The organism is Shewanella sp. AS16, assembly GCF_021412365.1.
GTDB classification, from domain to species: Bacteria; Pseudomonadota; Gammaproteobacteria; order Enterobacterales; family Shewanellaceae; genus Shewanella; species Shewanella salipaludis.
Genome location: NZ_JAKCLK010000002.1, coordinates 784,361 through 810,811, shown reverse-complemented (window position 1 = coordinate 810,811; position 26,451 = coordinate 784,361). Strand labels below are relative to the sequence as shown.

General features: G+C 55.0%; 24 protein-coding genes. 17 read left to right on the top strand and 7 right to left on the bottom strand.

The window, feature by feature from the left end; genetic code table 11:
• Nucleotides 1-8: 8 nt before the first annotated feature.
• From flgL to LZP73_RS08265, 14 genes are all read left to right on the top strand, one after another.
• Nucleotides 9-926, top strand: coding sequence for a flagellar hook-associated protein FlgL (flgL, locus tag LZP73_RS08330; RefSeq protein WP_234234139.1), 918 nt, complete (start codon nt 9-11; stop codon nt 924-926).
• A gap of 11 nt (nt 927-937) precedes the next feature.
• A complete protein-coding gene (locus LZP73_RS08325; protein WP_234234138.1) occupies nt 938-1,951 on the top strand; it encodes a hypothetical protein in 1,014 nt (337 codons plus the stop codon).
• A gap of 231 nt (nt 1,952-2,182) precedes the next feature.
• The gene (locus LZP73_RS08320) at nt 2,183-4,918 is read left to right on the top strand and encodes a hypothetical protein (protein ID WP_234234135.1); all 2,736 of its coding nucleotides are present in this window, start codon (nt 2,183-2,185) and stop codon (nt 4,916-4,918) included.
• A gap of 198 nt (nt 4,919-5,116) precedes the next feature.
• On the top strand, nt 5,117-5,914 hold the full coding sequence (locus LZP73_RS08315) for a flagellin N-terminal helical domain-containing protein (RefSeq protein WP_169565454.1): 798 nt from the start codon (nt 5,117-5,119) through the stop codon (nt 5,912-5,914).
• Nucleotides 5,915-6,211: 297 nt separating this feature from the next.
• A complete protein-coding gene (gene fliD, locus LZP73_RS08310) occupies nt 6,212-7,564 on the top strand; it encodes a flagellar filament capping protein FliD (protein ID WP_234234133.1) in 1,353 nt (450 codons plus the stop codon).
• Between the two features lie 13 nt (nt 7,565-7,577).
• Entirely contained in the window at nt 7,578-7,958 is a 381-nt protein-coding gene (gene fliS, locus LZP73_RS08305) for a flagellar export chaperone FliS (RefSeq protein WP_234234130.1), read from the top strand.
• Nucleotides 7,927-8,253 (top strand): hypothetical protein, encoded by a 327-nt coding sequence (locus tag LZP73_RS08300; protein ID WP_234234129.1) that lies wholly within the window; start codon nt 7,927-7,929, stop codon nt 8,251-8,253. The genes fliS and LZP73_RS08300 overlap by 32 nt, the downstream gene beginning before the upstream one ends.
• Complete coding sequence (locus tag LZP73_RS08295; protein WP_234234126.1) at nt 8,243-9,409, top strand: flagellar hook-length control protein FliK; 1,167 nt, start codon at nt 8,243-8,245, stop codon at nt 9,407-9,409. The genes LZP73_RS08300 and LZP73_RS08295 overlap by 11 nt, the downstream gene beginning before the upstream one ends.
• Before the next feature lie 15 nt (nt 9,410-9,424).
• A complete protein-coding gene (locus LZP73_RS08290) occupies nt 9,425-9,883 on the top strand; it encodes a flagellar basal body-associated FliL family protein (RefSeq protein WP_234234124.1) in 459 nt (152 codons plus the stop codon).
• Between the two features lie 10 nt (nt 9,884-9,893).
• Nucleotides 9,894-10,610, top strand: a complete 717-nt coding sequence (locus tag LZP73_RS08285; protein ID WP_234234122.1) for an RNA polymerase sigma factor FliA — start codon at nt 9,894-9,896, stop codon at nt 10,608-10,610.
• A 25-nt stretch (nt 10,611-10,635) separates the two neighbouring features.
• On the top strand, nt 10,636-11,502 hold the full coding sequence (gene motA, locus LZP73_RS08280) for a flagellar motor stator protein MotA (RefSeq protein WP_234234118.1): 867 nt from the start codon (nt 10,636-10,638) through the stop codon (nt 11,500-11,502).
• On the top strand, nt 11,492-12,493 hold the full coding sequence (locus tag LZP73_RS08275; protein WP_234234115.1) for a flagellar motor protein MotB: 1,002 nt from the start codon (nt 11,492-11,494) through the stop codon (nt 12,491-12,493). Before motA ends, LZP73_RS08275 begins: the two co-directional genes overlap by 11 nt.
• A gap of 8 nt (nt 12,494-12,501) precedes the next feature.
• Entirely contained in the window at nt 12,502-12,942 is a 441-nt protein-coding gene (locus LZP73_RS08270) for a pilus assembly protein PilZ (protein WP_169565445.1), read from the top strand.
• Between the two features lie 10 nt (nt 12,943-12,952).
• Nucleotides 12,953-13,240 (top strand): hypothetical protein, encoded by a 288-nt coding sequence (locus tag LZP73_RS08265; RefSeq protein WP_234234113.1) that lies wholly within the window; start codon nt 12,953-12,955, stop codon nt 13,238-13,240.
• Between the two features lie 47 nt (nt 13,241-13,287).
• Here LZP73_RS08265 and LZP73_RS08260 read toward each other — a convergent pair whose 3' ends face one another.
• Nucleotides 13,288-15,072: a DUF885 domain-containing protein gene (locus LZP73_RS08260; protein ID WP_234234111.1), complete on the bottom strand. Its 1,785-nt coding sequence runs from the start codon at nt 15,070-15,072 to the stop codon at nt 13,288-13,290.
• Nucleotides 15,073-15,304: 232 nt separating this feature from the next.
• Between LZP73_RS08260 and add the strand changes: the two genes are divergently transcribed.
• Entirely contained in the window at nt 15,305-16,300 is a 996-nt protein-coding gene (add, locus tag LZP73_RS08255; RefSeq protein WP_234234109.1) for an adenosine deaminase, read from the top strand.
• 64 nt (nt 16,301-16,364) lie between these two features.
• On the opposite strand, the gene hemN is transcribed toward add, so the two are convergent.
• The 5 genes from hemN to LZP73_RS08230 form a co-directional block, all read right to left on the bottom strand.
• Nucleotides 16,365-17,741, bottom strand: coding sequence for an oxygen-independent coproporphyrinogen III oxidase (hemN, locus tag LZP73_RS08250; protein ID WP_267960102.1), 1,377 nt, complete (start codon nt 17,739-17,741; stop codon nt 16,365-16,367).
• A gap of 163 nt (nt 17,742-17,904) precedes the next feature.
• Nucleotides 17,905-18,372: a DUF2489 domain-containing protein gene (locus LZP73_RS08245; protein WP_234234107.1), complete on the bottom strand. Its 468-nt coding sequence runs from the start codon at nt 18,370-18,372 to the stop codon at nt 17,905-17,907.
• An 80-nt stretch (nt 18,373-18,452) separates the two neighbouring features.
• A complete protein-coding gene (yihI, locus tag LZP73_RS08240) occupies nt 18,453-18,998 on the bottom strand; it encodes a Der GTPase-activating protein YihI (protein ID WP_234234106.1) in 546 nt (181 codons plus the stop codon).
• Nucleotides 18,999-19,062: 64 nt separating this feature from the next.
• Entirely contained in the window at nt 19,063-19,728 is a 666-nt protein-coding gene (locus LZP73_RS08235; RefSeq protein WP_234234103.1) for a class I SAM-dependent methyltransferase, read from the bottom strand.
• An 829-nt stretch (nt 19,729-20,557) separates the two neighbouring features.
• Nucleotides 20,558-21,181: a c-type cytochrome gene (locus LZP73_RS08230; protein WP_234234101.1), complete on the bottom strand. Its 624-nt coding sequence runs from the start codon at nt 21,179-21,181 to the stop codon at nt 20,558-20,560.
• 167 nt (nt 21,182-21,348) lie between these two features.
• Here LZP73_RS08230 and yihA point away from each other — a divergent pair, with 167 nt between their 5' ends.
• Nucleotides 21,349-22,005 (top strand): ribosome biogenesis GTP-binding protein YihA/YsxC, encoded by a 657-nt coding sequence (gene yihA / locus LZP73_RS08225; protein ID WP_234234099.1) that lies wholly within the window; start codon nt 21,349-21,351, stop codon nt 22,003-22,005.
• 619 nt (nt 22,006-22,624) lie between these two features.
• On the opposite strand, the gene polA is transcribed toward yihA, so the two are convergent.
• Nucleotides 22,625-25,387 (bottom strand): DNA polymerase I, encoded by a 2,763-nt coding sequence (gene polA, locus LZP73_RS08220; RefSeq protein WP_234234097.1) that lies wholly within the window; start codon nt 25,385-25,387, stop codon nt 22,625-22,627.
• 386 nt (nt 25,388-25,773) lie between these two features.
• Between polA and elbB the strand changes: the two genes are divergently transcribed.
• Complete coding sequence (gene elbB / locus LZP73_RS08215) at nt 25,774-26,427, top strand: isoprenoid biosynthesis glyoxalase ElbB (RefSeq protein ID WP_234234095.1); 654 nt, start codon at nt 25,774-25,776, stop codon at nt 26,425-26,427.
• Nucleotides 26,428-26,451 lie beyond the last annotated feature (24 nt).

The window sequence follows — 26,451 nt, the reverse complement described above, 5'->3', positions numbered from 1 at the left end:
GTCCGACGATGCGCGTCACCATGCAGAATCTGTACACAAATAACGTTCACAGCATGCAAAATACCACGGCGGCCGTTGCCCGGTTGAACCAGATGCTCTCCACCGGCATGTCCATATTGCGACCTTCGGACGACCCCATAGGCACAGTGCGGGTCATGGCCAGTCAGCGGGACCTGGCCTCGGTCGAGCAGTATGTGAAGAATATCGACTCCCTCAGCACCAGCATGGATAGGGCCGAAACCTACCTGTCGGGCATGGTGGACCTGCAACAGAGGATGCGGGAGCTCAGCGTCGCCACCAATAATTCCAGCCTGTCGGAGGAAGACAGGGCCGCCTATGCCCTGGAGATGGAAGAGTTGCTCAAATCCATGGTAGACATGGTCAACGCCAAGGACGATGTGGGCAACTCGTTGTTTTCCGGCAACAGTGTCGATAAGGTCACTGTAGGCACGGATGCTGCCGGCCGTTATGTCTATCAAGGCGACAGCAAACAGCGGGAGGTACAGACCTCGGCCTCTTCTTGGATGACGGCCAACGTCACAGCCGAAGCCTTCCTCTTCTCCAATGCCAGTCAGGATCTGCTGAATCAGACCCTCGACTATGTTGCCGTGCTGAAGGACCCCAGTCTGGCACCGGGCGATCCCGCTTTTCAGGCGGTCAGTGTGGATATGCAGACCGCGCTGAACGATACCCTGGACAGCATCAACAGCGCCATCACAGAGATGGGCGGCAAGCAAAACAGCCTGTCGCTGGCCAAGGGCTCCCATGAGGAAATGGTGTTGTTCAACAAACAGGTGATAGGCGAGACCCAGGAGCTGGATTACGCCAAGGCCACGGCAGAGTTCAACGTCAAGCTGACTTCCCTGAAGGTGACCCAACAGACCTTCGTGCAGATAAGCCAGCTCACGCTCTTCAACAACCTCTAGGGTCGGATTAGATGATCAAAGGGATAGGCGATTCGCTCAATGTGCTGCGCCAGAGCCAAACCTTGGCGGCGGGCAATGCAGGCCCAGCGCTGCCGAGCCAGGTGGCGTCGAAGCGCCAACCGGCGATCTCCAGACATAGATTGGCCAGTTACGGGCGCTGGGCCAGGACGGCGCGGGAGCAACACGGCATCAGCGCTTCTCAGGTCGCGCTGCAAGCCCTGCAGCAGGCTGATACTCTGCTTGGGCAGTTAAAGGCGCAGTTGCAGACGGCCTTGAGCGCGACCCATGGCGCAGCGCAAGAAGACAGCCTGACCCAGGCAGAGCAGTTGCGCGGACAGCTGACCCGGATCCGGCCCGAGTATCAGGGCAGGGCCCTGCTGGATCATCAGCTCAATTTATTGAGCCCCTCCAGGGCCGCCGCGCCCCATGTGTTCGGCTTCAAGTCCGTCGATTTAACCTCGCCCAAACAGAGGGATGAAAACATCCTCATCCAGCTGGGCAAGCAGTCGCTGCAGCTGTTGTTGCCTGCGGGCAAAGACAGGCAAGCACTGAACGCCACCTTGGCGCCGGCGTTGGCGAGCCTTGGCCTGAGTATCGATTCATCTTCCGGTGAGGCGATATTCAAGGCCCTGGGACCCACCTGGGCCCGACTGCAGGAAGGGGTGCTGATGATGGGCGAAGGCCAGAGGTTGCCGGCCGGTGAGCTGCGCAATATCCGCCTCGAGGAGAGATACGGCTGGCAGGATCCACGCGAGTGGCAGCTGCAACCCGGGGCGGAATTGAAGCAGAGCCTGGCCAAGATCATCAAGACGCGACAAAAAGTCACCACGCAAATCCAGGAAATACTCGCGTCACATGCTGTGCTGCTCGCCAAGGCGCAAGCCTCGACGGCATCGGCCCAGCCGCAGCTGGATTTGCAGCAGCTGCATAAGTTTATGCAACCTCAGCCCTTCGCCTACCAGATGACCTCCTTGATGGCCCAAGGCAATACCAACAGGGACCAGGTGACGGCCCTGCTCGGTTGAGGTTAAATAGTTTTTACCGGAAAGGGGCTCAGGCCCCTTTTTTGTTGGGGGATTTTATCTTGAGTCGACCCTATAGACTAAGCCCTGGGGAGTCGTCAGTTCACGTTTCAGTTATTCCTTCTCCGGTCGCTATATGACTTGGATATCTATTATTTTCAATGAGCTAAATGTTTCTCAATGCCGGCAGGCATTCGAGTGCATGTTAATTTTTTAACCTTAGAGGTAACTATTTTGCAAGGACAGCTATTACAGCGATTTCTTATCGCCCTACTCTTGATGCTTTCGCCCCTGTGTTGGGGAGAGGAGTACGTCATCACGGACGGCTGGTTGGTCGAGGGTAGCCAGACGATTCAAACGGGGGATGTGGCGATCCTGAGTTCGGGCAGCTCTATCGAGCTGGCAGAGTCCGCCTCCCTCAAAGTGGCCGCCGGGGCACAGCTGCTGATCGAGCCGGGTGCCAGGGTCAAGGCGGGTAAGAGCGCTGTGATCAGCGTTTACGGCAGCCTGGTCGCGGAAGGGACCGAGGTCGAGGAGATAGTGTTCACCTCCAGCCTGGCATCGCCGACCAACCAGAGCTGGCAGGGGGTGTGGGCCTACTCGGGTGCGAGTGTCAGCTGGCGTCATGTGAATGTGCAGTACGCCAACTATGGCCTCTATGCCTACAATAATCAGTTAAACAGCAATGTCACTGTGGATGTGCAGTACAGCCGTTTCAGCAACAACCACTATGGCGTGTATGTCTATGAATACTATGCGGGTAATGGTGCAATCCCCGTGCTGCAGTACAACAGTTTCAGCGACAATGACTATCACCTCTATGCCCTGCAATGGCTTCCAAGCTCACGGGTAGTGGATGCGCGTTATAACTGGTGGGGCAGCGCCGACATAGAGGCCATCCGTGCGAAAATCTATGACCGTCAGCAAAATAGCAAGGGCATGTTGGTGGGCTACGGCCAATACCGCCTGTCCGCCGCCTGGGACGATATCGACCCGAGCCGCATCGCGGTGACTTGGCCCGAGTCCTTACTGGTCGGGCAGGAGCTTCATCTCAATGGCAGCTACAGCTTGGTTGCTGACACGGATATCGCCGCCGACCAGGTGGTGCGCCTGACCTCGGGGTCGACGCTGACCATAAGTGCGGGCACCAGTCTCAAGATTGCCGTCGGCGCCAAGTTGATCATCGAGCAGGGTGCGACCCTGATTGTGGAAGACAACGGCGGTATTGGTGTCTATGGCAGTTGGGAAATCGCTCCCGGTGCCGTCATACGTGCCGGCGCGGCGGTGAAGTTTGAGGTTTACGGCAGCCTGGTCGCGGAAGGGACCGAGGTCGAGGAGATAGTGTTCACCTCCAGCCTGGCATCGCCGACCAACCAGAGCTGGCAGGGGGTGTGGGCCTACTCGGGTGCGAATGTCAGCTGGCGTCATGTGAATGTGCAGTACGCCAACTATGGCCTCTATGCCTACAATAATCAGTTAAACAGCAATGTCACTGTGGATGTGCAGTACAGCCGTTTCAGCAACAACCACTATGGCGTGTATGTTTACGAATACTATGCGGGTAATGGTGCAATCCCCGTGCTGCAGTACAACAGTTTCAGTGACAACGACTATCACCTCTATACGGCTAAATATGTCAACAATGAACGGGTGATAGATGCACGCTATAATTGGTGGGGCAGTGCCGATATCGCCACCATCCGTGCGGCCATCTACGACCGTCAGGATGCCGCTGGCGGTATGTTGGTGGATCTCAGTGCCATTCGTCTCTCGGAAGCCATCGGCGACATCGTCTATTATTTCGACCGGGATATCAGCGAGTCGGTCATTACTCTGGGCGATGTCTATATCTCCAATTCCCTGGGCATAGCCGCAGGCGCCAGCCTGACCCTCTCGGCCGGCAACAGGCTATCCCTGAATGACGGCGTTAACCTGGTAATCGAGGGTGATTTGATCATTGAAGATGGTGCCGAAATTCAGGTGAGCGGTAATGCTTCAATAGAGGTTAGAGGAAATCTTATCGTTAGGTCGGCGGACTTTGTGATAGGCAGCGGCCTGACAATCAATGTCACGGCAGGCAGCAATCTCTACACTGCTATAGGAACGCAAATCACCCTTGAGGGGAACCTGATTGCCCAGGGCAGTGAGACGGCCTTGGCTTATATAGGTCTTCAACAGGAGTATGTAGGTAAGGGATACTGGCGTGGGATAGTCGCCAAGGCCCAAAGCCGGCTGAGCTTCGAATATGCACATATTGCCTACGCCCAGACAGGGATCTACATGCTGTCCGACGGCGATGTGAGCATAGAACACTCCAGACTGACCCAGAACCTAGAGGCGGTTCATATCTACCTGGATAAGAGCGTACAAACCCTGAAGTTCTGGGCCCACTACAACGTCTTCGAGGAGAACAACCAGTTTAATATCTATGCCGAGCAGACAGATGCCAGTTTCTACACAGGCCTGATCGACGCCAGGTTTAACTGGTGGGGTGCTCAGGATATCGGCATCATCAATGCGTTGTTTTATGATAGAGCCGATTCTGTTTCGCTCGGCCTCTGGCTGAACTTCGGCTCACTCTGGCTGGATCGAGCGGGTGTTCAGGTGATGACGAGTGCCTTTGTGGGCAACATCGACTCGGGAATGCAACTCACGGATGAGTTGGTGATCGTTGGTTACAGCGAGCTCAATGCGGATCTTTCCATAGAGCAAGAGGGTCAGCTCTTAGTGTCCGCCTCTGCCGTGCTGAATGCGAAGGGGAATATTCTGGTGGCCGAATCGGCCAGGCTGGCACTGGAGGTAAATGCGCTCTTGGTGGTGGATGAGGGATACGCCTTGACCATGAATGCCGACACTTCTCTGACCGTTGCAGCCGGTGCCAAGGTGGAAATCTATGGCAAGCTGATTGCGACCGGGCAGCCCAACAAGCCCATTATCTTGGGTGGGGGAGAGCCACAGCTCTGTCTTTAGTCTTGGCTTGGCAATAAGTAAATAAGTAGGCCCGCCGAGTGCGGGCCTTTCTTTGTCTGGATATTGGCCCATAGTGAAGTTTTTTCGAGAGAAGCCATGAGGGACAAAATATTTTTCAAGTTTTTTTTCAGTTTTACCGACCAGTGTCGTTTTATTACTTTGGATAACAAAAACACTTAATTTCCCGGAGTAACAATTATGCTTTCAGTTCACACTAACTATGCTTCACTGGTTTCACAAAACGCGGTTTCCAAGAGCAACAGCCTGTTGACCGACGCCATGCAGCGCCTGTCTACCGGTTTGCGCATCAACGGCGCCGCCGACGATGCCGCCGGCCTGCAGATTGCTAACCGCTTGAATGCCAACGTCAAGGGCATGGAAGCGGCCGGCCGTAACATTTCAGATGCCACTTCCATGTTGCAGACCGCCGATGGCGCCATGGATGAGCTGACCACAATAGCCAACCGTCAGAAAGAACTGGCGACCCAGGCCGCCAACGGCGTGAACTCGGCCGCCGACTTGGATGCTCTGGATGCCGAATTCCAAGAGCTGATAAAAGAATCTAATCGTATCATGACTGAAACTACCTATGCGGGTAACGATCTGTTCGACGTGTTGAACACTGGTGTAAATTTTCAAATTGGTGCTGGCGCTACCGAGACCCTGAACGTACAAGTAGGTACCATTACTAACGTGGCTGGCGACGTGAAGGCGGGCAATGCTGCAACAGCCATCGCCGCCGTAGATGCTTTCATTGATGACGTGGGTGCTGCCCGCTCTAAACTGGGTGCCAACATCAACCGCCTGGGCCACACGGCTGCCAACCTGACCAGTGTAGTGGAAAACACCAAGACGGCCGCCGGCCGCATCATGGATGCCGATTTCGCCGTCGAGTCTGCCAACATGACCAAGAACCAGATGCTGGTGCAGGCAGGTACCACTATCCTGTCTTCGGCCAACCAGAACACTGGCCTGGTCATGGGTCTGCTGCGTTAATCCGTTTTGTTGCAAGACAAGGGGCTACGGCCCCTTTTTTATTTTTTTCGTTTCGGCGAAACCCCAGTGCTTTTCATTTCAGTTCTGCCCGGTTCCGGTCGCCTTTTCATAGTGTATCGAGTGATTCGCGCCTCGCCCCGGCAAACCAGGGCGGAAGCCTAGCTTCCAGTTGCATTGCGGCAACGGAAGACGCTTCGCAGCTTTCATCGACTGATTTTTAAAAAATCCATATCAAAACAAGTAGATAAATTATTGGCATTAGGCTTGCTGTAAGCCTGTCAACCTGGAGGGATTGTCATGATTTCTGGTATGAATGCGGCGCAGTTTGCCCAGCAATTAATTTCGGCCGACCGCATGGGTAAGGATCAGCTGTTCAAGAATAGCCTCAACACCTATAACACCAAGCTGGATGCCTACAAACTGCTCGAGAGCAGCATGAAGAAGCTGACAGCCAAGCTGACATCCTTCGACACCGAGGCGTTCAAGAGCAAGACAGCCAGCATCAGCGACGACAAGGCGCTGGTGACTGTCAAGACAGATGCGCCCAAGGGCCTCTATGATCTCAGCATACACCAGCTGGCACAGGCGCAGCAGCTGAGCAAGAGCTATGCCACCGAAGACGAGCTGTTGCCGGCCTCCGGCGTGCTGAGTATTCAACTGGGCGCAGATGTTGCCGATCGCATCGAGATAGACCTGGCCACTGTCAACGGCGGCGCAAGCATCACGGTCGCCCAGCTGCGGGATTTGATCAATAAAGATGCCGCTAACCCCGGGGTGCAGGCCTCGCTGGTGCGCACCGGCGGCCAGATAGAATTCATGTTGTCGGCCAACGAATCAGGTGCCGCCAACAGTCTTACCGTGCAGCTCGATGGTGTCGACTGGGGCATGACAGAGCGCCGTGCGGCCCAGGATGCGCAGCTGACGCTGAATGGCATAGACATCAGCAGCGCCAGCAACTACCTGGAAAACGTGGTCGATGGCGTGACCCTGGAACTGACCAAGACCCATGCGCTGGGCGAGAGCAGCACCATCAAGGTCGAGGACGATTCCGCCACCAGCAGCGAGGCGGTCAAGGACTTCGTCGAGTCCTTCAATGGCATGCTGACCCAGATCAATCAGCTGACGCGCTCCATGGGCACCACAGTGCTGGACAGCGAAAAAAGCAAAGATGGCGAGGACAAAGACAAGATCTCGACCTCGGTGAAAGAATCGCAAATAGGGGTGCTCAAGGGCGACTCCTCGATCCGCATGTTACAGGCCAGGATGCGCGACAGCGTGTTTGCCGCGGCTCCCAATGGCATGAGGTTGTCGGATATCGGCATAGAGATGGGCCGCGACGGCAAGCTGCAGGTCGATGAGACCAAGCTGACCGAGGCCCTCAAGAACGATCCCGGTGCCGTGCAGGCGATGTTTACCGACGGCGGCAGCTATGTCGATCGTCTGGAGCAGGTGATGAAGCCTTTTACCGAGTTCAATGGCTTCATGGATATGAAAGAGAAGACCCTGGATAGTCAGATAGACAGGGTCGAAGACAACATGGCGCGCCACGACCATCTGATGGAACAGCGTTACCAGATCTACCTGACGCAGTTTACCGCCATGGAGGCGACGATCAACCAACTGAGCGCCGCCAGCGATTTGTTTCAATAGGAAATCAAACTAAATGTTAAATGAGCACGATCCCTTCAATGCCTACCAACAGGCGTCGCTGGACGCCAGAGTCGCCGCCGCCAACCCCCACGACATGGTGCGCATGTTGCTCGAGGGATTGCTGGAGGAGTTGGAGCGCGCCGCCGGTCACATGGAGCGTCAACGCTATGAGGCCAAGGGCGTCAGCATCAACAAGTGCCTCAACATAGTCCATGGCCTGGACTCCATGTTGGATCTGGACAATGGCGGCGAGGTGGCCGGCAGTCTCAATCGTCTCTATGAATATTGCAGTCGCCAGCTCGTCAGTGCCAGCGTCGAAAACAGCGTGCAGGCGCTCCTCCCGGTAACTCAGGTGATCACAGATGTCAGAGCTGGATGGGCCAATCTCAATTGAGCAGTGGCGCAAGTTCGGTCAGGCAATGCGCAAGCATGCCGATACCGGAGACTGGCAGGCCCTGGGGAGACTCAATGAACTGCTTATCCAGGCGCTGAATCGGGCCGGTGCACCGGCCAGTCCGGCGCAGCAGCAGGCCAGAGCCGAATTGCGCCGTCTGCATGCCCAAGTGCTGGCCGAGCTGATGCAGGCCCGTGACGAGCTGACCTGTGAGATGAAGCGCTTCAAGGACCAACAAGAGGGCCTGGCGGCCTACCAATTAACCCGTATGAGTGGGGCAGTGGATGATATCTGATCTTATTACGGCACGTCCGGTCGGCGCAGCCCAGACCGGCAGTGGCATACAAGCCGCCGCCGGCGCGCCCGCCGAGGAACAGTTTGCGCTGGCTTCCGGGGAAAGGCCTGCCCGCCCACAGGGACAGGACTCAGGGGGCGAGGCCCGGGGCGAACAGGCCTATGGCATGGCGCCCTTCCCCCTCTACACCCAAGATACGGCGGCTGGCATGCCATCGAGCTTTACCCCTGTTGCTCAGCAGGAGGCAAGGTCGCAGCCGACATTGGCCTCGAGCCAGTCGCTTGCGAGTGCCTTGGCACCTATGTCTGTGACGACCGGCCTGGCCAGGGGTGGCGCCCCCGAAGTGGCGTCGACACCAGCGAATGCCGCCAATCTCTTCCCCGAACAGAGGCAGCAGTCGGCGCCTTCGTACCCTGTTGTGAGTGCCATGCCGACCGGAGTGCCGGTGGCAGCCACTGCCGGCGCCATGAGCTTTGGCACAGGCTTTGGCGCCGGCTCTGACTTGGTGCCTGCTGCAGCATCTTCTTCCCCGGCCGCCGCGCTGTTGGCATCCCTGCCGGCGGCGGGCGTCAAGGGGGTTACGTCAGCAGCTCTTGCGTCTGGCCTGTCAGACCCTGTTTCGAGTCTCTTGGCCGACAGCCAGTCCTATCAGCAACTGAGTGGGCAGCACCCGAATGGGCAACAACTGGCCGCATTGCAAACAGGCGTCAGTCAGTGGGGGCCTGTGTCTGTTTCCCCGAATGCCGCCATGACCCAGCAGGCCCAGGAGATGCTGACGCCGCTGCGGGAGCAACTCAGATTCCAGATAGATCAGCAGATCAAGCATGCCGAATTGAGGTTGGATCCGCCCGAGCTGGGTAAGGTCGAACTCAATATCCGCCTGGATGGCGATCGTTTGCATGTGCAGATGCATGCGGTGAACCCCGCGGTGCGCGATGCGCTCTCGACCGGACTGGAGCGGCTGCGGGCCGAGCTGGCCATGGATCACGGTGGTCAGATCCAGCTGGACATAGGCTCGGGCCGGGGAGAGGCACGGCAGCAAGGCCGGCAACAGCCGGGCGGCTCCATCATGGCCGGCGTGAATGAACAGGACCAAGAGACACAGGCGCATCGACAGGCGTTCCATGATGAACGTCAATTGAATTTACTGGCTTAATGCAGGAGTAGTGGCATGGCAATAGCGAGAAAGGCTTTGGTCAGATGGATACTGATAGTGGGAGTGGCCCTGGGATGGACCGCCGCGGTGCTCTGGTTGGGCTTGCATGGACCCGCTTGGTTCGAGAGTCACTTTCCCTCCGAGGAAGATCAGGTCAAGGTGGCCAAGTACTATCCGTTGGACAAGTTCATCATCTCGATCCCGGGAGATAAGTACCCCCACTATCTCCTGCTGGAGATGACCCTCAAGAGCCGCAATCCAGCATTGCAAAGCGTGTTGGATGAGGCGGACCCCGTCATTCGCAATTCGCTGATGAAGATGTTTTCCCGCAAGCGTTTCGAGCAATTGAACGATTCGGATCAGCTAGATAGCCTGCAGGCCGAGGCCTTGGTGCTGATAGCCAAGGTCTTGTCTGACAATGATTTTGCCTCAGATGTCGACGAAGTGCTGTTTACCCGCATGGTGATGCAATGAGGGATTGAGGATGAATACTGCCGGTCAGTTAGCCTATCAGCAAGTATGTGACGAGCCGCCGGTGCGGCGCCTGTCCGAACAGCAGCTTATCCGCCAATATTTGCCGCTGGTGAAACGGGCCGTTTCTCAGCTGCGCAGTCATTGTGGGGCCATGCTGGCACTGGAAGACATGGAGCAGATAGGCATGATGGCGCTGCTGGAGGCGTCGCGTCGTTATCCGGGCGAGTATGACAACGGTTTCCTTTCCTTCGCCGGACAGAGGATACGTGGCGCCATCCTGGATGAGCTGCGGCGTCAGGACTGGCGTCCCAGACCCGTCAGGCAGCAGGCCCATGAACTGAACGATACAGTGCGCCAGCTCAGCCGGCAGCTGGGACGCGAGCCTGGGGATCTCGAAGTGGCCGAGGCCATGGGATTGGATCAGCAGGCTTACCGGGAGCGTTTATACGCGACCCAGGCCGAAACCATGAAGAGCCTGGATGAGATGCTGAGCCTGGGAAATGATCCCGTGGCGGCCGCCGGTGGCGTCGAACATTTCATGTTGAAGAAGAGTCTGATCAAGGCCATGTCGCAATTAAATGAAAGAGAACGGCTGATACTGTCGCTTTATTACCAGCATGAACTCAATTTAAAAGAAATTGCCATGACCTTGGGGTTAACCGAGACCCGGATTTGTCAGTTACATAAATTGGCCGTAGTACAGCTGAAAAGCATACTGCAGCAGTGAGAAGTTTTGGAGTGGCGGGAGCGCAATGAGCAAATTAATAGGCTTGATAATTATTTTCATGTCGGTATTCGGGGGGTATGTCTGGGCCGGTGGCGCCTTGGCATCCATGTGGCAACCGGCCGAGATTTTGATTATTTTTGGCGCGGGTGTAGGTGCTATCGTCATAGCCAACCCCAAGCCGGTGCTGCTGGAGATGTTGACCCAGGTGAGAGAGCTCTTCAGCCGGGAACAGGAAGATCCCGAATTGTATCCTCAGCTATTCGCCCTGATGGGCGTGTTGATGGCCAAGATCCAGGTCCAGGGGCTGAAGGTGCTCGATGAGCACATAGAGAATCCCCAGGACAGTTCGCTGTTTCTCATGTATCCGGCGGTACTCAAGCATTCGAATGTGCTGTTGTTTCTGATAGATAACTTACGTATCCAATCCATAGGCAAGATCTCACCCCATGATCTCGAGCACATGCTCGAAGAGGAGATCCACCGCATCGAGGAAGACAGACTCAGACCCTCGGAGGCATTCAGCAAGGTGGGCGAAGCCATGCCGGGATTCGGTATCTTGGCTGCCGTGCTGGGGATCATCATCACCATGTCCAACATAGACGGTCCCATCACCATGATAGGGGTCAAGGTGGCAGCGGCACTGGTGGGGACCTTCGTCGGTATCTTCGCCTGTTACTGTTTCTTCGATCCCATGTCCAAGGCGCTGGAGCATCTGGTCGAGCGTAAATCCGCTCAGCTGAGATGCGTGGCCGCCATGCTCACTGCCTTTGCCAAGGGCAAGCCGCCCATGATGGCCATAGACGCCGGCCGCAAGCAGATCCAGAGTGAGAACCGACCGTCGTTCATCGAGCTGGAGCGTTGGATGGAGGAGCAAAAAGCCGATGCTCCATAGAAATGAGCCTGTCATCATCAAGCGGCGCCGGCGGGAGAAGCGCAATACGGTCCACGGCGGGGCCTGGAAGGTGGCGTTTGCCGACTTTACCTTGGCCATGATGGCGCTCTTCATGGTGTTGTGGATCATGCAGATTGCCGATCAGGAAGAGCGTACCAGGATAGTGCAATATTTGCGTGGCGATATGTATGCCACAGGAGCCATGAACCCCTTCGACTTGAGCCAGTCGTCTTCCCTGATCGACCTGGAAGGCAACATGGCCATTCAGCAAGCCGTGCTGCCCTCGGCCGCCGGCGGCGGTGCCGAACGCGCCGGCCCGGCGCTCTACAATAATGTGCCTGTGGGGGAGGCGGAAGCGAACGCAGGCTTGGGGCCTGAGTCCAATGCCATGATCCCAGGGCAGTTCGATACTCAGGCGCAGCTGACGGTGCTGGCCCGCGAGCTGAACCGCGTGGTGCAGAGTTCCAGCATGGCCGATAACATAGCCGTGACCCTGGTTCCCCAGGGGATACGCATCCTTATCCATGACAACGTCGACCAGTTTATGTTTACCCGCGGCAGTGCCCAGATGCAACCCTACTTCGAGGACTTGCTGCTGGCCCTCGGGCCCGTGCTTGGCAAGATACACAACAGCATGGTGATTTCCGGTCATACCGACTCGGCCCCTTATGCCGGCAGCTTATTTACCAACTGGGAGCTGTCCAGCAAACGTGCGCTGCTCGCCAGACGTGTGCTGGAATACGGCGGCGTTAAACGCCAGCAGGTGATCCAGGTGACGGGGATGGCGGACCAGGTGCCCTATGTGGCTGCAGATACGGCCGCGGCCGCCAACCGCCGCATCGAAGTCTTGATCTTGACGTCATCGACCGAGCAATTGATCCGCGACATGGTCGGGGTGCCGGCAGAAGTGCTGGAAGCCGGGGTGCAGGTGCAGGATGCGAAACAGCGGGCCACAGCGAATCAACCCAGAATGAGATATCAGCAGCAATGAATGATACCATGAGCAAGCATGAAGAATTTGTTCATTTTGAAGCGGGTAGTGGCGGCCAGGCAGTGTCCGAGGTGGAGCTCGAGCCGCAGGACAACAGACGTGAACACCAGAGGTTCAGTCTCAGGCTCAACCCCAGAGTGCCGCTGGCGCTCGCCTGTGATGGTATAAGAGTCAAGATATTGAAGACAAACTGGTTTCTTGTCAGCCAACTGGGCACAGCCAGTGTGAAAGATCTCAGTATCAGTGGTGTCGGTCTGCTGAGCAGCGTGGCTTTGGTGATCGGCCAGCATATCTGTCTGGAGTTCGAGCAGGGTAAATTTTGGTGCGAGGTAACCCGAACTCACAGGGTTCAGGGAAGACTCAATTTCTTTGGCGCACGCTGGTTGGATGCAGATACTACCAAGGTGCTGGCCTTGATCCACAGTGTCAGACCGCAACTGGCCGACTAGGAGGTTTGCTATGACTGTTGCTTTCCATCGCAGGGGCGCAGACAAATTACAGAAGTTTTTCCTGTATCTCATATTGCTCGATTGGGTGCTGCTGCTCATTACAGCCATAGAAATGCAGTCGCTGAGTTTTCGCTATGGCGCGATTATTTCAGTTATGCTGCTGGTTTATAACGTGTTTCTAACTCACCTCTGCCGTATCCGGGCGCGACGTGCCAACGATGCCTATATGATCTACCCTGTCATGACCGGCGCCCTGATCTCCTTCCTGCTGGTCACCTATTTTTTCTTCTTCATCTGACATTCCTAGGGCAGGCAGGCGATAGGCCTGCTTGCCGTTTAGTTTGGCTACTTGCGCTGTGACGCTATGAAGTCTGAGATCTGGGCTTCGAGGATCGACATGGGCACAGAGCCGTTCTCGAGAATCGCATCGTGGAACTTACGCAGGTCAAACTTCTCCCCCAGGGCCGCTTCGGCCTGTCGGCGCAGGCGCTTGATGGTGAGTTCGCCTATCTTGTAGGACAGTGCCTGACCCGGCCAAGTGATGTAGCGGTCAATTTCCGTGGTGACATTGTGCATCGACAGTGCCGTATTGCCGGCCATGAAGTCTATCGCCTGTTGCCGACTCCAGCCCTTGGCATGCATGCCTGTGTCCACCACCAGACGGGCGGCGCGCCACATCTCATAGGTCAGGCGGCCGAAGTTGCTGTAGGGGTCCTGGTAGAAGCCTGCCTCCAGCCCCAGATATTCGCAATACAGGCCCCAACCTTCGCCGAAGGCCGAGATATAACCGTAGCGGCGAAAATCCGGCAGGGCGTCCAGCTCCTGATTGAGGGAGATTTGCAAATGGTGTCCCGGCACCGCCTCGTGCAGTGTCAGCGCCTCCAGTTCGTATAGTGGCCGCTTATCCAGGGCATAGGTGTTGACCCAGTAATACCCCGGCTCGTCGTCGCGGGTGGAACCCGAATAGCGCCCCGTGGTGTATTTGGGGGCAATTTCCGCCGGCACAGGCGCTATGCCATAGGGCATGCGTGGCAGGTGGCCGAAATACTTGGGCAGCATGGCATCGGCCTTCTTGGCGATATAGGCGGCTTCCTTGAGCAGCTGCTCGGCACTTGTGGGGTAAAATTGCGGATCGGTACGCAGGAAATGCAAAAACTCGGCGAAGCTGCCCTTGAAGCCCACCTTGGCAATGACCTTATCCATTTCGGCGCGGATGCGCTGCACTTCGGCTAACCCAAGTTGATGGACTTGCTCTGGGGTCATATCCAGGGTGGTGTAGTAACGGACCCGGTTCGCGTAAAACGCCTCGCCCTCGGGCAGGCTGGACGCGGCTATGTCGGTGCGGGCGTTGGGAATGTACTCCTGGGTCATGAAGTCGTAAAACTGCCGGTATAAGGGCAAGACGAGCGTCTGTACCAGCTGCCGCCCTTCCGCCGTCAGCCGGGCCTTTTCGGCGGCGCTGAAGTGACTCGGATACTGGGTGAAGGGCTTGAAGTAACCGCTCTGCTCTACAGGTACCATGAAGGCGCTGATGCTGTCTTCGAAACCTTTCAAGGTGACCTTGGGGGGCGTGATGCCGGCGGCCAGCCCCTGGCGCAGCCAATGGGTCTGCTGGGCGAAGTAGTCTGGCAGGGCGCGCAATTTAGCCTGATAGTGTTGATAATCCGCCATGGTGGCGAAGCGCGCTGTGGCTATGTTGGCAATCTCGGCATGGAAGCCGCTCTCGGCGGTGATCGGCAGGTAGTGATCCTTATACTGGTACAGGTCGACGCTATTTTGCAGCTGATCCTGGAGTATCTTGGCGTTGATCTTGTCGGCCTTGCTGAAGCCTGTCTTATCCAGTCGCTTGAGCTCGTCGAGCAAGCGTTTCCGCGCTTCATGGGTGCCGGCCAGGGCCTCGGGAGATAAGTCCGGCAGCTTAGCCGCGGCGCTCTCATCTCCTTGGCCGTAGGCCAGGTCGGGGCTGGTCTGCAACTGGATTTGCCAGTCTCTGTCGATGATCGCCTGCAAGCCAGGCGCTATTGGTTGTTGGATTTGAGTGCAGGGGGCCTGGCCGGCGTCGGCAGGGGGCAGAGTTTGGCAGGCGCACAGGGAAGCGGCCAGCAGCAGGGGCATGAGAGGCTTGTACATGCAATTTTCCTTTATTATTCATTCTAGTCTGGCCGATTATGCCCTATCGTCAGCCGAGAGGGCAGCCCATGGGGCCGGGGCAAATGTGACCAAATGTATTTCGGCCGGCTCGTCGCCCCTCAGATAAATATCGGCACAGGCCAAAAAGTGGCGGCGAATGCGTGTTAAACTAGCCTTCCACCCAGGACCAAATAACAACAGCATTGGCAGGGTAGTTCACAAGGGGTTAATTATGATTGATACATCCATTCCGTTGGTGGATCTGCATCGTCATCTGGACGGCAATGTCCGGGTCGAGACGATTTGGGATTTAGGACACCAACATGGCATTGCCTTACCCGCCGACAGCTTGGCCGGCTTGGCGCCTTTCGTACAAATTCAGGGTAAAGAATCGAGTCTGGTGGCTTTCTTGAAGAAGCTGGACTGGATGGTGGCCGTGCTCGCCGATCTCGATGCCGTGAAGCGGGTCGCCTACGAAAACGTGGCCGATGCCGCTCTTTCCGGACTGGATTATACCGAGCTGCGTTTCAGCCCTTATTACATGGCGATGAATCATAAACTGCCCATCGAAGGCGTGGTCGAGGCTGTGATCGACGGTGTGCGTGCCGGTTTGCAGGACCATAAGGCCCAGGTCAAGCTGATAGGCATACTGTCCCGCTCCTTCGGACAGCAAGCCTGCATGCAGGAGCTGAATGGTCTGCTGGCACATAGAGATCATCTGGTGGCCATGGATCTTGCCGGCGACGAGCTGGGCTTCCCGGGTGAGTTGTTCAATGATCACTTCAAGCGGGTGCGCGATGCCGGCTTGGCTATCACGGCCCATGCGGGTGAGGCTGCCGGCTCCCAGAGCATGTGGCAGGCTATCCAGGAATTGGGGGCGACCCGTATAGGTCATGGGGTGAATGCTGTGCATGATCCCAAGCTGATGGAGTATCTGGCGAAGCACAGGATCGGCATAGAGTCCTGCCCGACCAGCAACCTGCACACCTCCACCGTGGCCTCCTACGATACTCATCCGCTGCGTACCTTCATGGAAGCCGGGGTGCTTATCGGCCTCAACACAGACGATCCCGGGGTGAGCAACATAGATATAGCCCATGAATATCGGGTGGCCAAGTCCGAGATGGGCTTCAGCGACAGCGAGCTGGCACAGTTGCAGCGCAATGGTGTCGAGATGGCTTTCCTGTCGGACAGCGAACGCAAGGCGCTCTACGCCGCCAAGGCCTGATGTCCTGGTTCTGTCTGCATAAAAAAACCGGCATGCTTGCCGGTTTTTTTATGTTGCCGAGAAATTAAATCACCCGGGAAAATTGCTGCTGGCGCGCCTTCTGGCGGAAATAAACATCGAAACACATGCAGATGTTGCGGATCAACAGGCGCCCGGTGGGATTGATGCTTATCTTTCTGTCCTGGATGCTGACCAGTTGATCGTCGAGGAAGGTCTGCAGCAGTTTGAGATCTTCGGCGAAGTAGTCTTCGAAGTCGATCCCTAGGGCCTCGTCTACCTTGGCCATGTCCAGTTCGAAATGGCAGATCAACTGCTTGATGACCTGACGGCGGATTTCATCATCCCGGCTCAGGCTGCAGCCTTGCCATAATGCCTGGCGGCTGGCATCTATCGACTGATAATAGGCCTGTATGTCTTTCTGGTTCTGGGCATAACAGGTGCCAATCTGGCTGATGGAGGAGACTCCGAGTCCCAATAGGTCACACTCTGGCTGGGTGGTGTATCCCTGGAAGTTACGGTGCAGCTTGCCTTCGCGTTGCAGCACAGCGAGTTCATCCTCCGGCTTGGCGAAGTGATCCATGCCTATATATTGGTAGCCGGCCTGGGTTAAGGCGTCGATCGTCTGTTGCAGCATGGCGAGCTTGGCCCTGGCGGAGGGCAAGTCATCTTCCTTGATCTTGCGCTGGGCGGCGAAACGCGACGGCAGATGCGCATAGTTGAATACCGACAGTCGGTCCGGCGACAGCTCTATGGTACGGGCTATGGTCTTGGCGAAGCTCTCAGGGGTCTGCAGTGGCAGGCCATAGATGAGATCCACATTGGTCGACACGAATCCCAACGCCTTGGCCCTGGCGATCAGATCGAAGATAAACTGCTCGTCCTGCTCGCGGTTGACCGCCTTTTGTACTTCCTTATTGAAATCCTGCACGCCAACCGAGATACGGTTAAAGCCGGCCTGCTTGAGGGTGTCGAGCATCTCGAGTTCTATTTCCCTCGGATCCACTTCGATGGAAAACTCCCCCTGCTCGGCGAAGTTGAAATGGGTCTTAAGCAAAGTGGTCAGTTGCAGTATCTGTTCCGGCTGCAAGAAGGTCGGAGTGCCGCCACCCCAATGCATCTGGGTCACTGTATAGTCTTTGAACAGGGGCGCGCGTTCTATGATTTCCGTTGCCAGGTAGGCCAGATACTGTTCCGCCTTATGGGCATGGCGGGTGATGATCTTATTGCAACCACAGTAGTAGCAGAGCTTGGCGCAGAAGGGGATATGGAGATAGAGCGAGAGTCTGTTGGTCTCACTGTTTTCGATCGCCGCCAGCAAGTCGGGCTCGGTGAAACCTGTGTCGAATTCCAACGCCGTCGGGTAGGAAGTATAGCGGGGGCCGCTGTAATTATACTTCTCTATCATGGCACTATCCCAATGATCTTGTGTTGGCTGCTGCAAGGCGTTTCTCCCGAGTCTAGTAATAACGACGTCAGTATGGGGCTTGCAGCCACTAATTACTTTGATCTAGACAGGCAAAAGGGTGCAAAACGCACCCTGGGTGCCCAGTGGGCCGCAATTTGACTTGGGAGTCGCGACCTAGGGGGAGAGGCGAGCGGACTGGCTAGTGCATGGCCTTGGGGCGGTAATCCATCAGCTTGCGGGCATCATGGAGAATGCCTTCCTCGAGCTCGGCCTCGGACTTCATTCTGGCCAGATCCAGCTTCATCCTTTCCTGCTTAGGCAGCGCCTGACGGGCTTCCATTATAGGGTGTGCCTTGATGCGGTCGAAGTGCATGAATAAGGTCGGATAATCCGGGCTGACCCTTTCGCTCAAGGAGATGGCCTCGAACAGTTTGACTATGCGCACCACACCCTCGGAGATCTCACAGCGCTCTTCCACCATGGCGGTGGCTATGTAGCGAATGTCGTCCAGTACTCCGGCCCGTTTGGCATCGGCTTCGGCCTTGCGGAGGAGGGCCGCCTCCCGCTGACTGTGGGTCTGTCGTCTGAGTCTGAGCAAGAGTGAAGTGGCGTAACCACTCAGTGCGACTATGACTATGAGGCCGAGTATGATGAGTGCCGTGGACACAGGAGACTCCTTCTGGGATGACGTATATACGCAGGGTTCCGATGCCGCTGTCATGGCCGGCATCGGCTCCAAACGCTGAACTAGTCTTTGTCTTGGTAATCTTTGAGCAAATCGGCGCCGGATTCAAATTTTTCCAGCAAGTCGTCATCCGAGAGGCTCTTGGGCTTGGCTTGGGGTTCATCCCCATCCGTGATCCCCAGCTTATGCATCAGGGCCTCTATCTTGTTGAGTTGCTGATCCAGCCACTTTTGGTCGCTATCCTTGAGATCCCGGCCTTCTTCGAGCATATCCAGCAAGCCGTTCAATCTTGGATCGTCTTCGAGTTGGAGCAGTTTCTGCTCGTCGCTCAGCTTAGGCTGTTTCGCCTTGGGCTTGGCTGCTTCGACCTTGTTGACCGGCAATTCCAGTACCACGGCCTTCTTGCTGCCATGACGGGGATCTTTTTTCTTGGCCAGGTCGCTCTGGGGAGCCTGTTGTTGGATCAGACTCTCGTTATGACGACTGCCGGACTTGTTGCCTGACTCCTTGCGCTTGGCCATTACGCTGGTACGGTCTTGCTTCTTTGTTCTGGGCTGCAACTTAGGGCTGTTCTCGCCGCCCTTGCGCGTTTTCTTGCTACGAGACATGGTTTTCTCAATTGGTTTACAAGGTGTGGCCAGAAAGCTTGAGTGTGAGTCACTCTCTCTGGTACTAAATAGGGTCGCGATTTATACCAGACTCAGATGTTTTTTGCATCAAAATGAGGTCTTTTGCGGCAAATAATAGCGCAAAATCGCCTTTCTGTGCCAGAAATTCGAAGGTGCGTCTCTGGTAGAAGCTGACATGGGTCAGATTGTTCTTGTAATGCCACTTGGCGAAGCCGGCTAAGTCCGTCAGCAAGGGGGTACTAATGGCCAGCCAGCCGCCGGGATTGAGCAGGCGTGAGATCAGTGACCATTCCTTGAGGGGATCTTGGAAATGTTCGAAGACCCGGTAACTGCAGACGAAGTCATAGCGCTGGCGCAGTGCCTCATGATCCGGTGCGAAGAAGGGATCGTACTGCTTGAGTGTATGTCCGGCGGCCTCCAGGTTACTCAGGCTGGCATCATCCAACACCCTGCCAAAATTCAGCCCCCTGAGCCGTCCCGCCTGCTGCTGCGCCAGTTGTGACAGCAAAGGCAGGATAAACTGTGCCAGTTGCCGTTGCTTGGCGTTTGCCCTGGCGCGTCCATATCTATGCTTTTCGGCCGCAGGTGGCAGGTGGGAACCTGCATCGGCAAAGATCAAGCCGCAATGTTCACAGGCATAGAAGGCACGTTTCTTGTCTTGGTGGAAGAAAGCGGCATCTTGGCTGTGACAGAGGGGGCATCGACGCATTGAGTGGTACGGAGCTGCTATGGGATAGTTGAGTATACCAGCACAAGCGGCTGAGCATAAGGAAGCGTGTTGATCTTACAGGCGTTATCTTAAAATAGCAGGTAGAAAAAAGGCGGCAGTATGACTGCCGCCTTATAAACAGTGCTTGATGCACCTTATTCTGAGTTCAAGTATCCGTACTTGCTATGCGACTTTCCCGGTCATTATCCATCTTTTTTTTGCTGCTTTCCGTGCGCCGCTTTAGTTCGTGGTCGTCCCGACACTTTATTAGTATTCCGTCGCCATCCTGACAACAGTTTCCGTAGATGGTCTTGCGACTCATCATATCTCGGCGTCATCTGTGACCTTTAGTGAACAATCCATGTCAGAGCTAAGTATCTTCCAGTGATAACCAGCGTCCGGCCAGTGCATCCAAAGCGTTAGCTTCCTATGCCACAATTTGAATCATTCAAATTGCATCCTGATGGAGCGAGTTTCCCTGAAATGTAAGGCAGTGCTAAGCAGCAGTTGGCGTTATCGGCCTAATCCTTACAAGTTGTTCTGACCTGGATTTCAAATTGAAATCACGACTCATTGTTATTATTGGTGAGTGGTCTTAAGTATATTATTGTTATTGTTTGACTTTATTCTTATATCTTAAATGTAAATATACCGAAAACTGCATGTTGGAATGCTTATTTTTGTACATACAGATGGGTTTATCCCGGTACGGCGCTATTAGACCTAAATCTGTGATCTATGTCAAGCAAGAATGTGGTAAGTTGACGTAAACGTAAACTTTTTTGGGTAAAAAAGGGTGGATTACCACCCTTTTTAAGCAAGCAAAATTTTACTTAATGCTTGATATATATTTGGATAATGCCTCGATATCCGCATCATTCAACTTCTTGGCGATATCCTGCATCATACCGTTTAAATCGTTATGACGGCCGGCATTACGGAACTTGGTCAGCTGGATCTTGATGTAATTGGCATGTTGACCGCCAATCGCAGGGAAGCCGGCCAGCCCGGCGCCTTTGCCTTCTGGGCCATGACAAGCCATACAGGCTGTGATACCGCGACTGACATCACCACCCTTGTAAAGCTGTTCGCCCTGGACGGGCACGTCTTTAACGTCGGCAACCAGCTTAGTCTGGCTGGAGAAGAAGGCGGCAATATCTTCAATATCTTGGTCTTTCAGTCCGACCGCCATCCCACCCATGATAGGATCCATACGGCCTTCTTTACCGCCAGTCTGGGCTGCAGCACGAAAATCTTGCAGCTGTTTCTGTAAGTAAGTGGCATGTTGACCAGCGAGTTTCGGGTACATGTCGATCATACTGTTGCCGTCCATACCGTGACAGGCAGAGCACATGATCGCCTTGGTTTTTCCCGCTTCAGCATTACCTTCAGCCATAGCTGATGAAGATAAGGTGGCGATGACGACAGACAACGCAAGAGCTAACTTTTTCATGGCGTTCCAACTTCTTGTTAAGATTATTGTCCTGAGCTTACTAGGCTGACCCGCAAGCGTGGTAAAATAGATTCAATGTGATCGGTGAATATTTTACACGAAAACGTGGAAAAGTAAGCCATTGTTCAATAATTATGGTATTGCGTAGCAAAAAATTGGAGTTAACAGTGACTGAATCTCGGATCGACTTTCGCAGGGCGAAGTTTTTAATCAGTGCACCGGACATTGCACATCTGGACCAATATCTCCCTGGTGATCTGGGAATTGAAATTGCGTTCGCAGGACGTTCAAATGCAGGAAAGTCGAGCGCGCTCAATGCCTTGACTGAACAAAAGAGCTTAGCGCGTACCAGTAAAACCCCGGGGCGAACCCAGTTGATCAACGTCTTCGAACTGGATGAGCAACGCAGGCTGGTGGATTTACCCGGCTATGGCTTTGCCCAGGTGCCGCTGGCGATGAAGCATAAGTGGCAGCAAGCCTTGGGCGAATATTTGCAGAAGCGCGCCTGTTTGAGTGGCGTGGTGGTCTTGATGGATATACGCCACCCGTTGAAAGACTTGGACATGCAGATGATCGAATGGGCCGTCGCCAGCGAGATCCCTGTGTTGGCCCTGTTAACCAAATCAGACAAGCTGGCCCAGAGCGCCAAGATGAAGACGGTAAATGAAGTGCGCAAGGCCTTGGCCGACTTCGGTGACTGGGTACAGGTGGAGCCTTTCTCATCGCTCAAGGGCACGGGCAAGCCTAAGGTATTGAACATACTCAATGAGTGGTGCCACCCCCAGTGGCTGACAGAAGAAGATCAGGCCAGTCTGGAAGAGTGAGCTTCACCGGCAAGAGGGCGGCCCGTTCGGGCGTCCTTCTTTGCCCGTTATAGTAGAACGTCCCCTCCCGCTCATCTCTTGCCTCATCTGGCTGAATTAAGACAAAAAAAAGCCGACGACAGAGTCACCGGCAAAAAATAATTAGCTCTTTTGGGGAGAAGCTAAATTCAACAAGACTCAAGTGTCACTAAATCGCTCTAACGACCCTCAATACAGACAGCATACCTAAAGTCTCGGCACAATTAAAGTAATTACTCTAAAAATTATTTTGGGCATAAAAAAAGCCCCAGCAAATACTTGCTGGGGCGCCAGAATTTGGCTTACTCACTATCAAGTGAAATAAAGGTTTGAAAGATAGAACATCTTAACCTCTGTACCCTACGCCGAGAATAATACCCCATTTATCACAATATGAAAAACTGTTTTTCATAAAAAACGATAATAGTGTGAATTTCCTCTCAAAAGATGCGGCAAAAATCGCCTGCTTTTGATCTGAAACTTTCAGCTAAGGGCCTATTCTGCATGGGAAATGACGCTTTTAAGTACCTTAGCCCTCAAAACTGATCTCTCGAGGGCTGGTTGGCGAGTTTTTGTACTGCCCGGGCGGGGCTGTTGGGGACTAGTGTGCCTCGTCCCAATTGTTGCCCGTGCCTGCCTCGGCCAGCAACTCCACGTCCAAGTTGGCGGCTTTTGCCATCAGTTCGCACACTTTGAGTTTAATCTCATCGGCCTTGTCCGCATCGACCTCGAACACAAGTTCATCGTGTACCTGCATTATCATGGCGATCTCGCCCTGGGTATCCTGGGATATCCAATCGGCAATCAAGATCATGGCTTTCTTGATGATATCGGCGGCCGTGCCTTGCATGGGGGCGTTGATCGCCGCGCGTTCGGCGGCCTGACGGCGCATGGCATTGCGATCCCGGATCTCGGGCAGGTAGAGCCTGCGACCGAACAGGGTCGATACATAGCCCAATTCGGCGGCGCTCGCCCGGGTTTCTTCCATATACTTGAGCACTCCTGGATAACGGGCGAAGTAAGTATCTATATAGCTCTGGGCTTCGTTGCGGGGAATATCGAGCTGGCGTGCCAGGCCAAACGCCGACATACCATAGATGAGGCCGAAGTTGACTGCCTTGGCGCGGCGGCGCTGTTCTGTGGTGACCGAATCGAAATCCACCCCGAAGACTTCCGCTGCCGTGGCCCTGTGGATGTCTTTGCCCGCGGCGAAGGCGCTGAGCAGTCCGGCATCCTGTGACAGATGCGCCATGATGCGCAGCTCAATCTGTGAGTAATCCGCGGCGAGTATGACTTTGCCTGCCGGGGCTATGAAGGCCTGACGTATGCGACGGCCTTCCTCGGTGCGGATGGGAATGTTCTGCAGGTTGGGATCGCTGGAGGATAAACGGCCGGTGGCGGCATTGGCCTGATGGTAGCTGGTATGCACCCGGCCCGTCTTGGCATTGACCATCAGTGGCAGTTTATCTGTATAAGTACTCTTGAGCTTCGACAGGCTGCGGTGCTCGAGAATGATCTTGGGCAAGGGATAGTCCAGCGCCAGCTCGACCAGCACCTCTTCCGCCGTCGAGGGTGCCCCCTTGGGGGTCTTCTTGAGCACGGGATAACCCAGCTTGTCGAAAAACAGTGCCTGTAACTGTTTGGGTGAGCCCAAGTTGAAGCTCTCGCCGGCTATCTCGTAGGCTTTTTGTTCCAGCTCATCTATCTTGCGTGCCAACTCGCCGCTCTGTTGTCCGAGCAACATGCTGTCGATCAATACACCGCGTCTTTCTATGTCGGACAGTATGCTGACCAGTGGCAGTTCGAGTTCGCTGAAGACGTAGGCCAGTTCCGGCTCTTTTGCCAGCCGCGGCCATAGGTGCTGATGCAACCTCAGGGTGATGTCCGCATCTTCGGCCGCATAAGGCGCCGCCGTCTCCAGTGGGATCTGATTGAAGGTCAGTTGTTTGGCCCCCTTGCCGGCAATGTCCTCGAAGCCGATATTCTTATGACCCAGGTACTTGAGTGACAAGCCATCCATATCGTGGCGTGAGGCGACCGAATTGAACACATAAGATTCCAACATGGTATCGAACGCTACGCCTTGCAGCGCTATTCCGGCGTTGGCCAGTATGCTCATGTCGTACTTGATGTTTTGGCCGACTTTCTTAATTCCGGGATTTTCCAGGAAGGGGCGTAATTTTTCCAGCGCCAGGTTCCTGTCCAGTTGTGCCGGGGCGTCGGGATAATCATGACCCAAAGGCAGATAGGCGGCTTTGCCTGCTTCGATGGCAAAAGACAAGCCGACCAGTTCGGCCTCCATGTAATTCAGGCTGGTGGTTTCAGTGTCGACGGCGACCAGCTCGGCCTGTTGCAATTTGGCCAACCAGGCATCCAGCTCTTCTTCCGTCAGCAGGGTGTCGTACTGAGTGTCTATGGCGACAGTAGGGGTTGGGCTTTGCGCCGTGGCAGCATCTGCTGCCTGGGTCTTGGTGTCCGTCTTGTTGTCCAGCACTTCGGCCAACCAACGTTTGAATTCCATCTCACCGTAGGACTTGATCAGCTCATCCCTGTCCGCCGGCTGCACTGTCAACTCATGCCAATCCAGTTCGAGTTCGACATCCGTCTTTATGGTCGCAAGTTCATAGGACAACTTGAGCATCTCGGCGTTGTCTTTGATTTTTGTGGGCATTGTCTTGGCGCCCCTGAAACCCATCTCGGCGACCTTGTCTGGCTCGGCCAACAACTTACTGACACTGCCTGCACCATTGATCATGGCCAGTGCGGTTTTCTCGCCCACACCGGGAAGCCCCGGGATGTTGTCTGCCTTATCTCCCATCAGTGCCAACAGATCTATGATGAGATCCGGTCCGACACCGAACTTGGTTTGCACTTCCTCGGGCCCCATTATGGTATCTGTCATGGTATTGATCAGTGTGACATTGGTATCGACGAGCTGCGCCATGTCCTTGTCGCCTGTGCTGATCAGGGTCGCCCGTCCCTCGGCGCTGGCACTGCGGGCCAGGGTGCCTATGACATCGTCGGCCTCGACGCCGGGAACACATACCAGGGGTAGCCCCAGCGCCTTGATGATGCGATGCAATGGCTCGATCTGCGAACGCAGATCGTCGGGCATGGCGGGGCGATGTGCCTTATATTCACTGTACATGTCGTTGCGAAAGGTCTTGCCCTTGGCATCGAATACCACTGCGATATGACTAGGGTGATAACGGTTGAGCAGGCTGCGGAGCATGTTGACCACGCCATAGACTGCCCCAGTGGCTTCGCCCTTCGAATTTGTCAGGTGAGGTGGCGCATAATAGGCACGGTAGAGATAAGAAGAACCGTCCACCAGCACGAGTGGGTTATTGGCAATTGTCGGCATAAGTCAGTATTCGTTTTGCATTGGTCTGAGGTGGGCTAGCATGCCACAGACGCTGGGTTTCGGCCACGGCAAAATAGCTCCCAGCCTGTGGATAAGTCTGTGAGTGAAAAAGTCAACAAAGAATGAGGGTTTTATTTACGACAGGTAAAACCAAATTTATAACGTTGATTTATAATTGTTTTTTTTATTTTGTGTGATGAGTCATTGATTTATAAATATCTTCCTTGTATGTGGATTTTTTTCTTCCTTGGTACTAAAGAGGATAAATCCTGGCTTATTTTGCAGCACTTGCTAGATTCGAGGGACTAACTTAGCATGAATTTTAATCAGATCAACACATTTGTAATCCATTTGTTAAACCTTAATGGCATAAGAGGGAATTTTTAATGACAAACATCGCAGTTCTTCTTAGTGGATGTGGCGTATTCGACGGCTCAGAGATCCATGAATCAGTATTGACCCTGTTGTCTCTGTCCAAGGCGGGTGCGGATTATCAGTGTTTCGCTCCCGACATGGAGCAGCTGCATGTGGTTAATCATCTGACGGGGCAGGTGGAGTCAGGCGCCGTGAGAAATGTGTTGGTGGAATCCGCACGTATAGCCAGGGGTGAGATTAAGGATTGTAATAGCCTGGATGTGACTCAATTCGATGCCTTGATCCTCCCGGGTGGCTTCGGTGCGGCGAAGAATCTATGCAACTTCGCCACCAATGGCAGTGAATGCAGCATCAACCCGGATGTTGCCGCCTTCATCAGCGAGTTCGTGCTGAGCAAGAAACCCGTAGGTTTCATCTGTATCTCGCCCGTGATGATCCCCTTGCTGTACGGTCATGGGGCCAAGGGCACCATAGGCACGGATAAGGACACGGCCGAGGCCTTTACCCTGATGGGCGGCGAGCACCAGAATGCCAACGTGCATGAGATAGTGGTCGATGAAGTCAATAAGGTGGTGAGTACGCCGGCATATATGTTGGCGGGTTCCATCGCCGAGGCACATTCGGGAATAGAAAAGCTGGTGGCCAAGGTGCTGGCCATGGCATAGCCGGGTATCAGTCGGGCAGCGGAC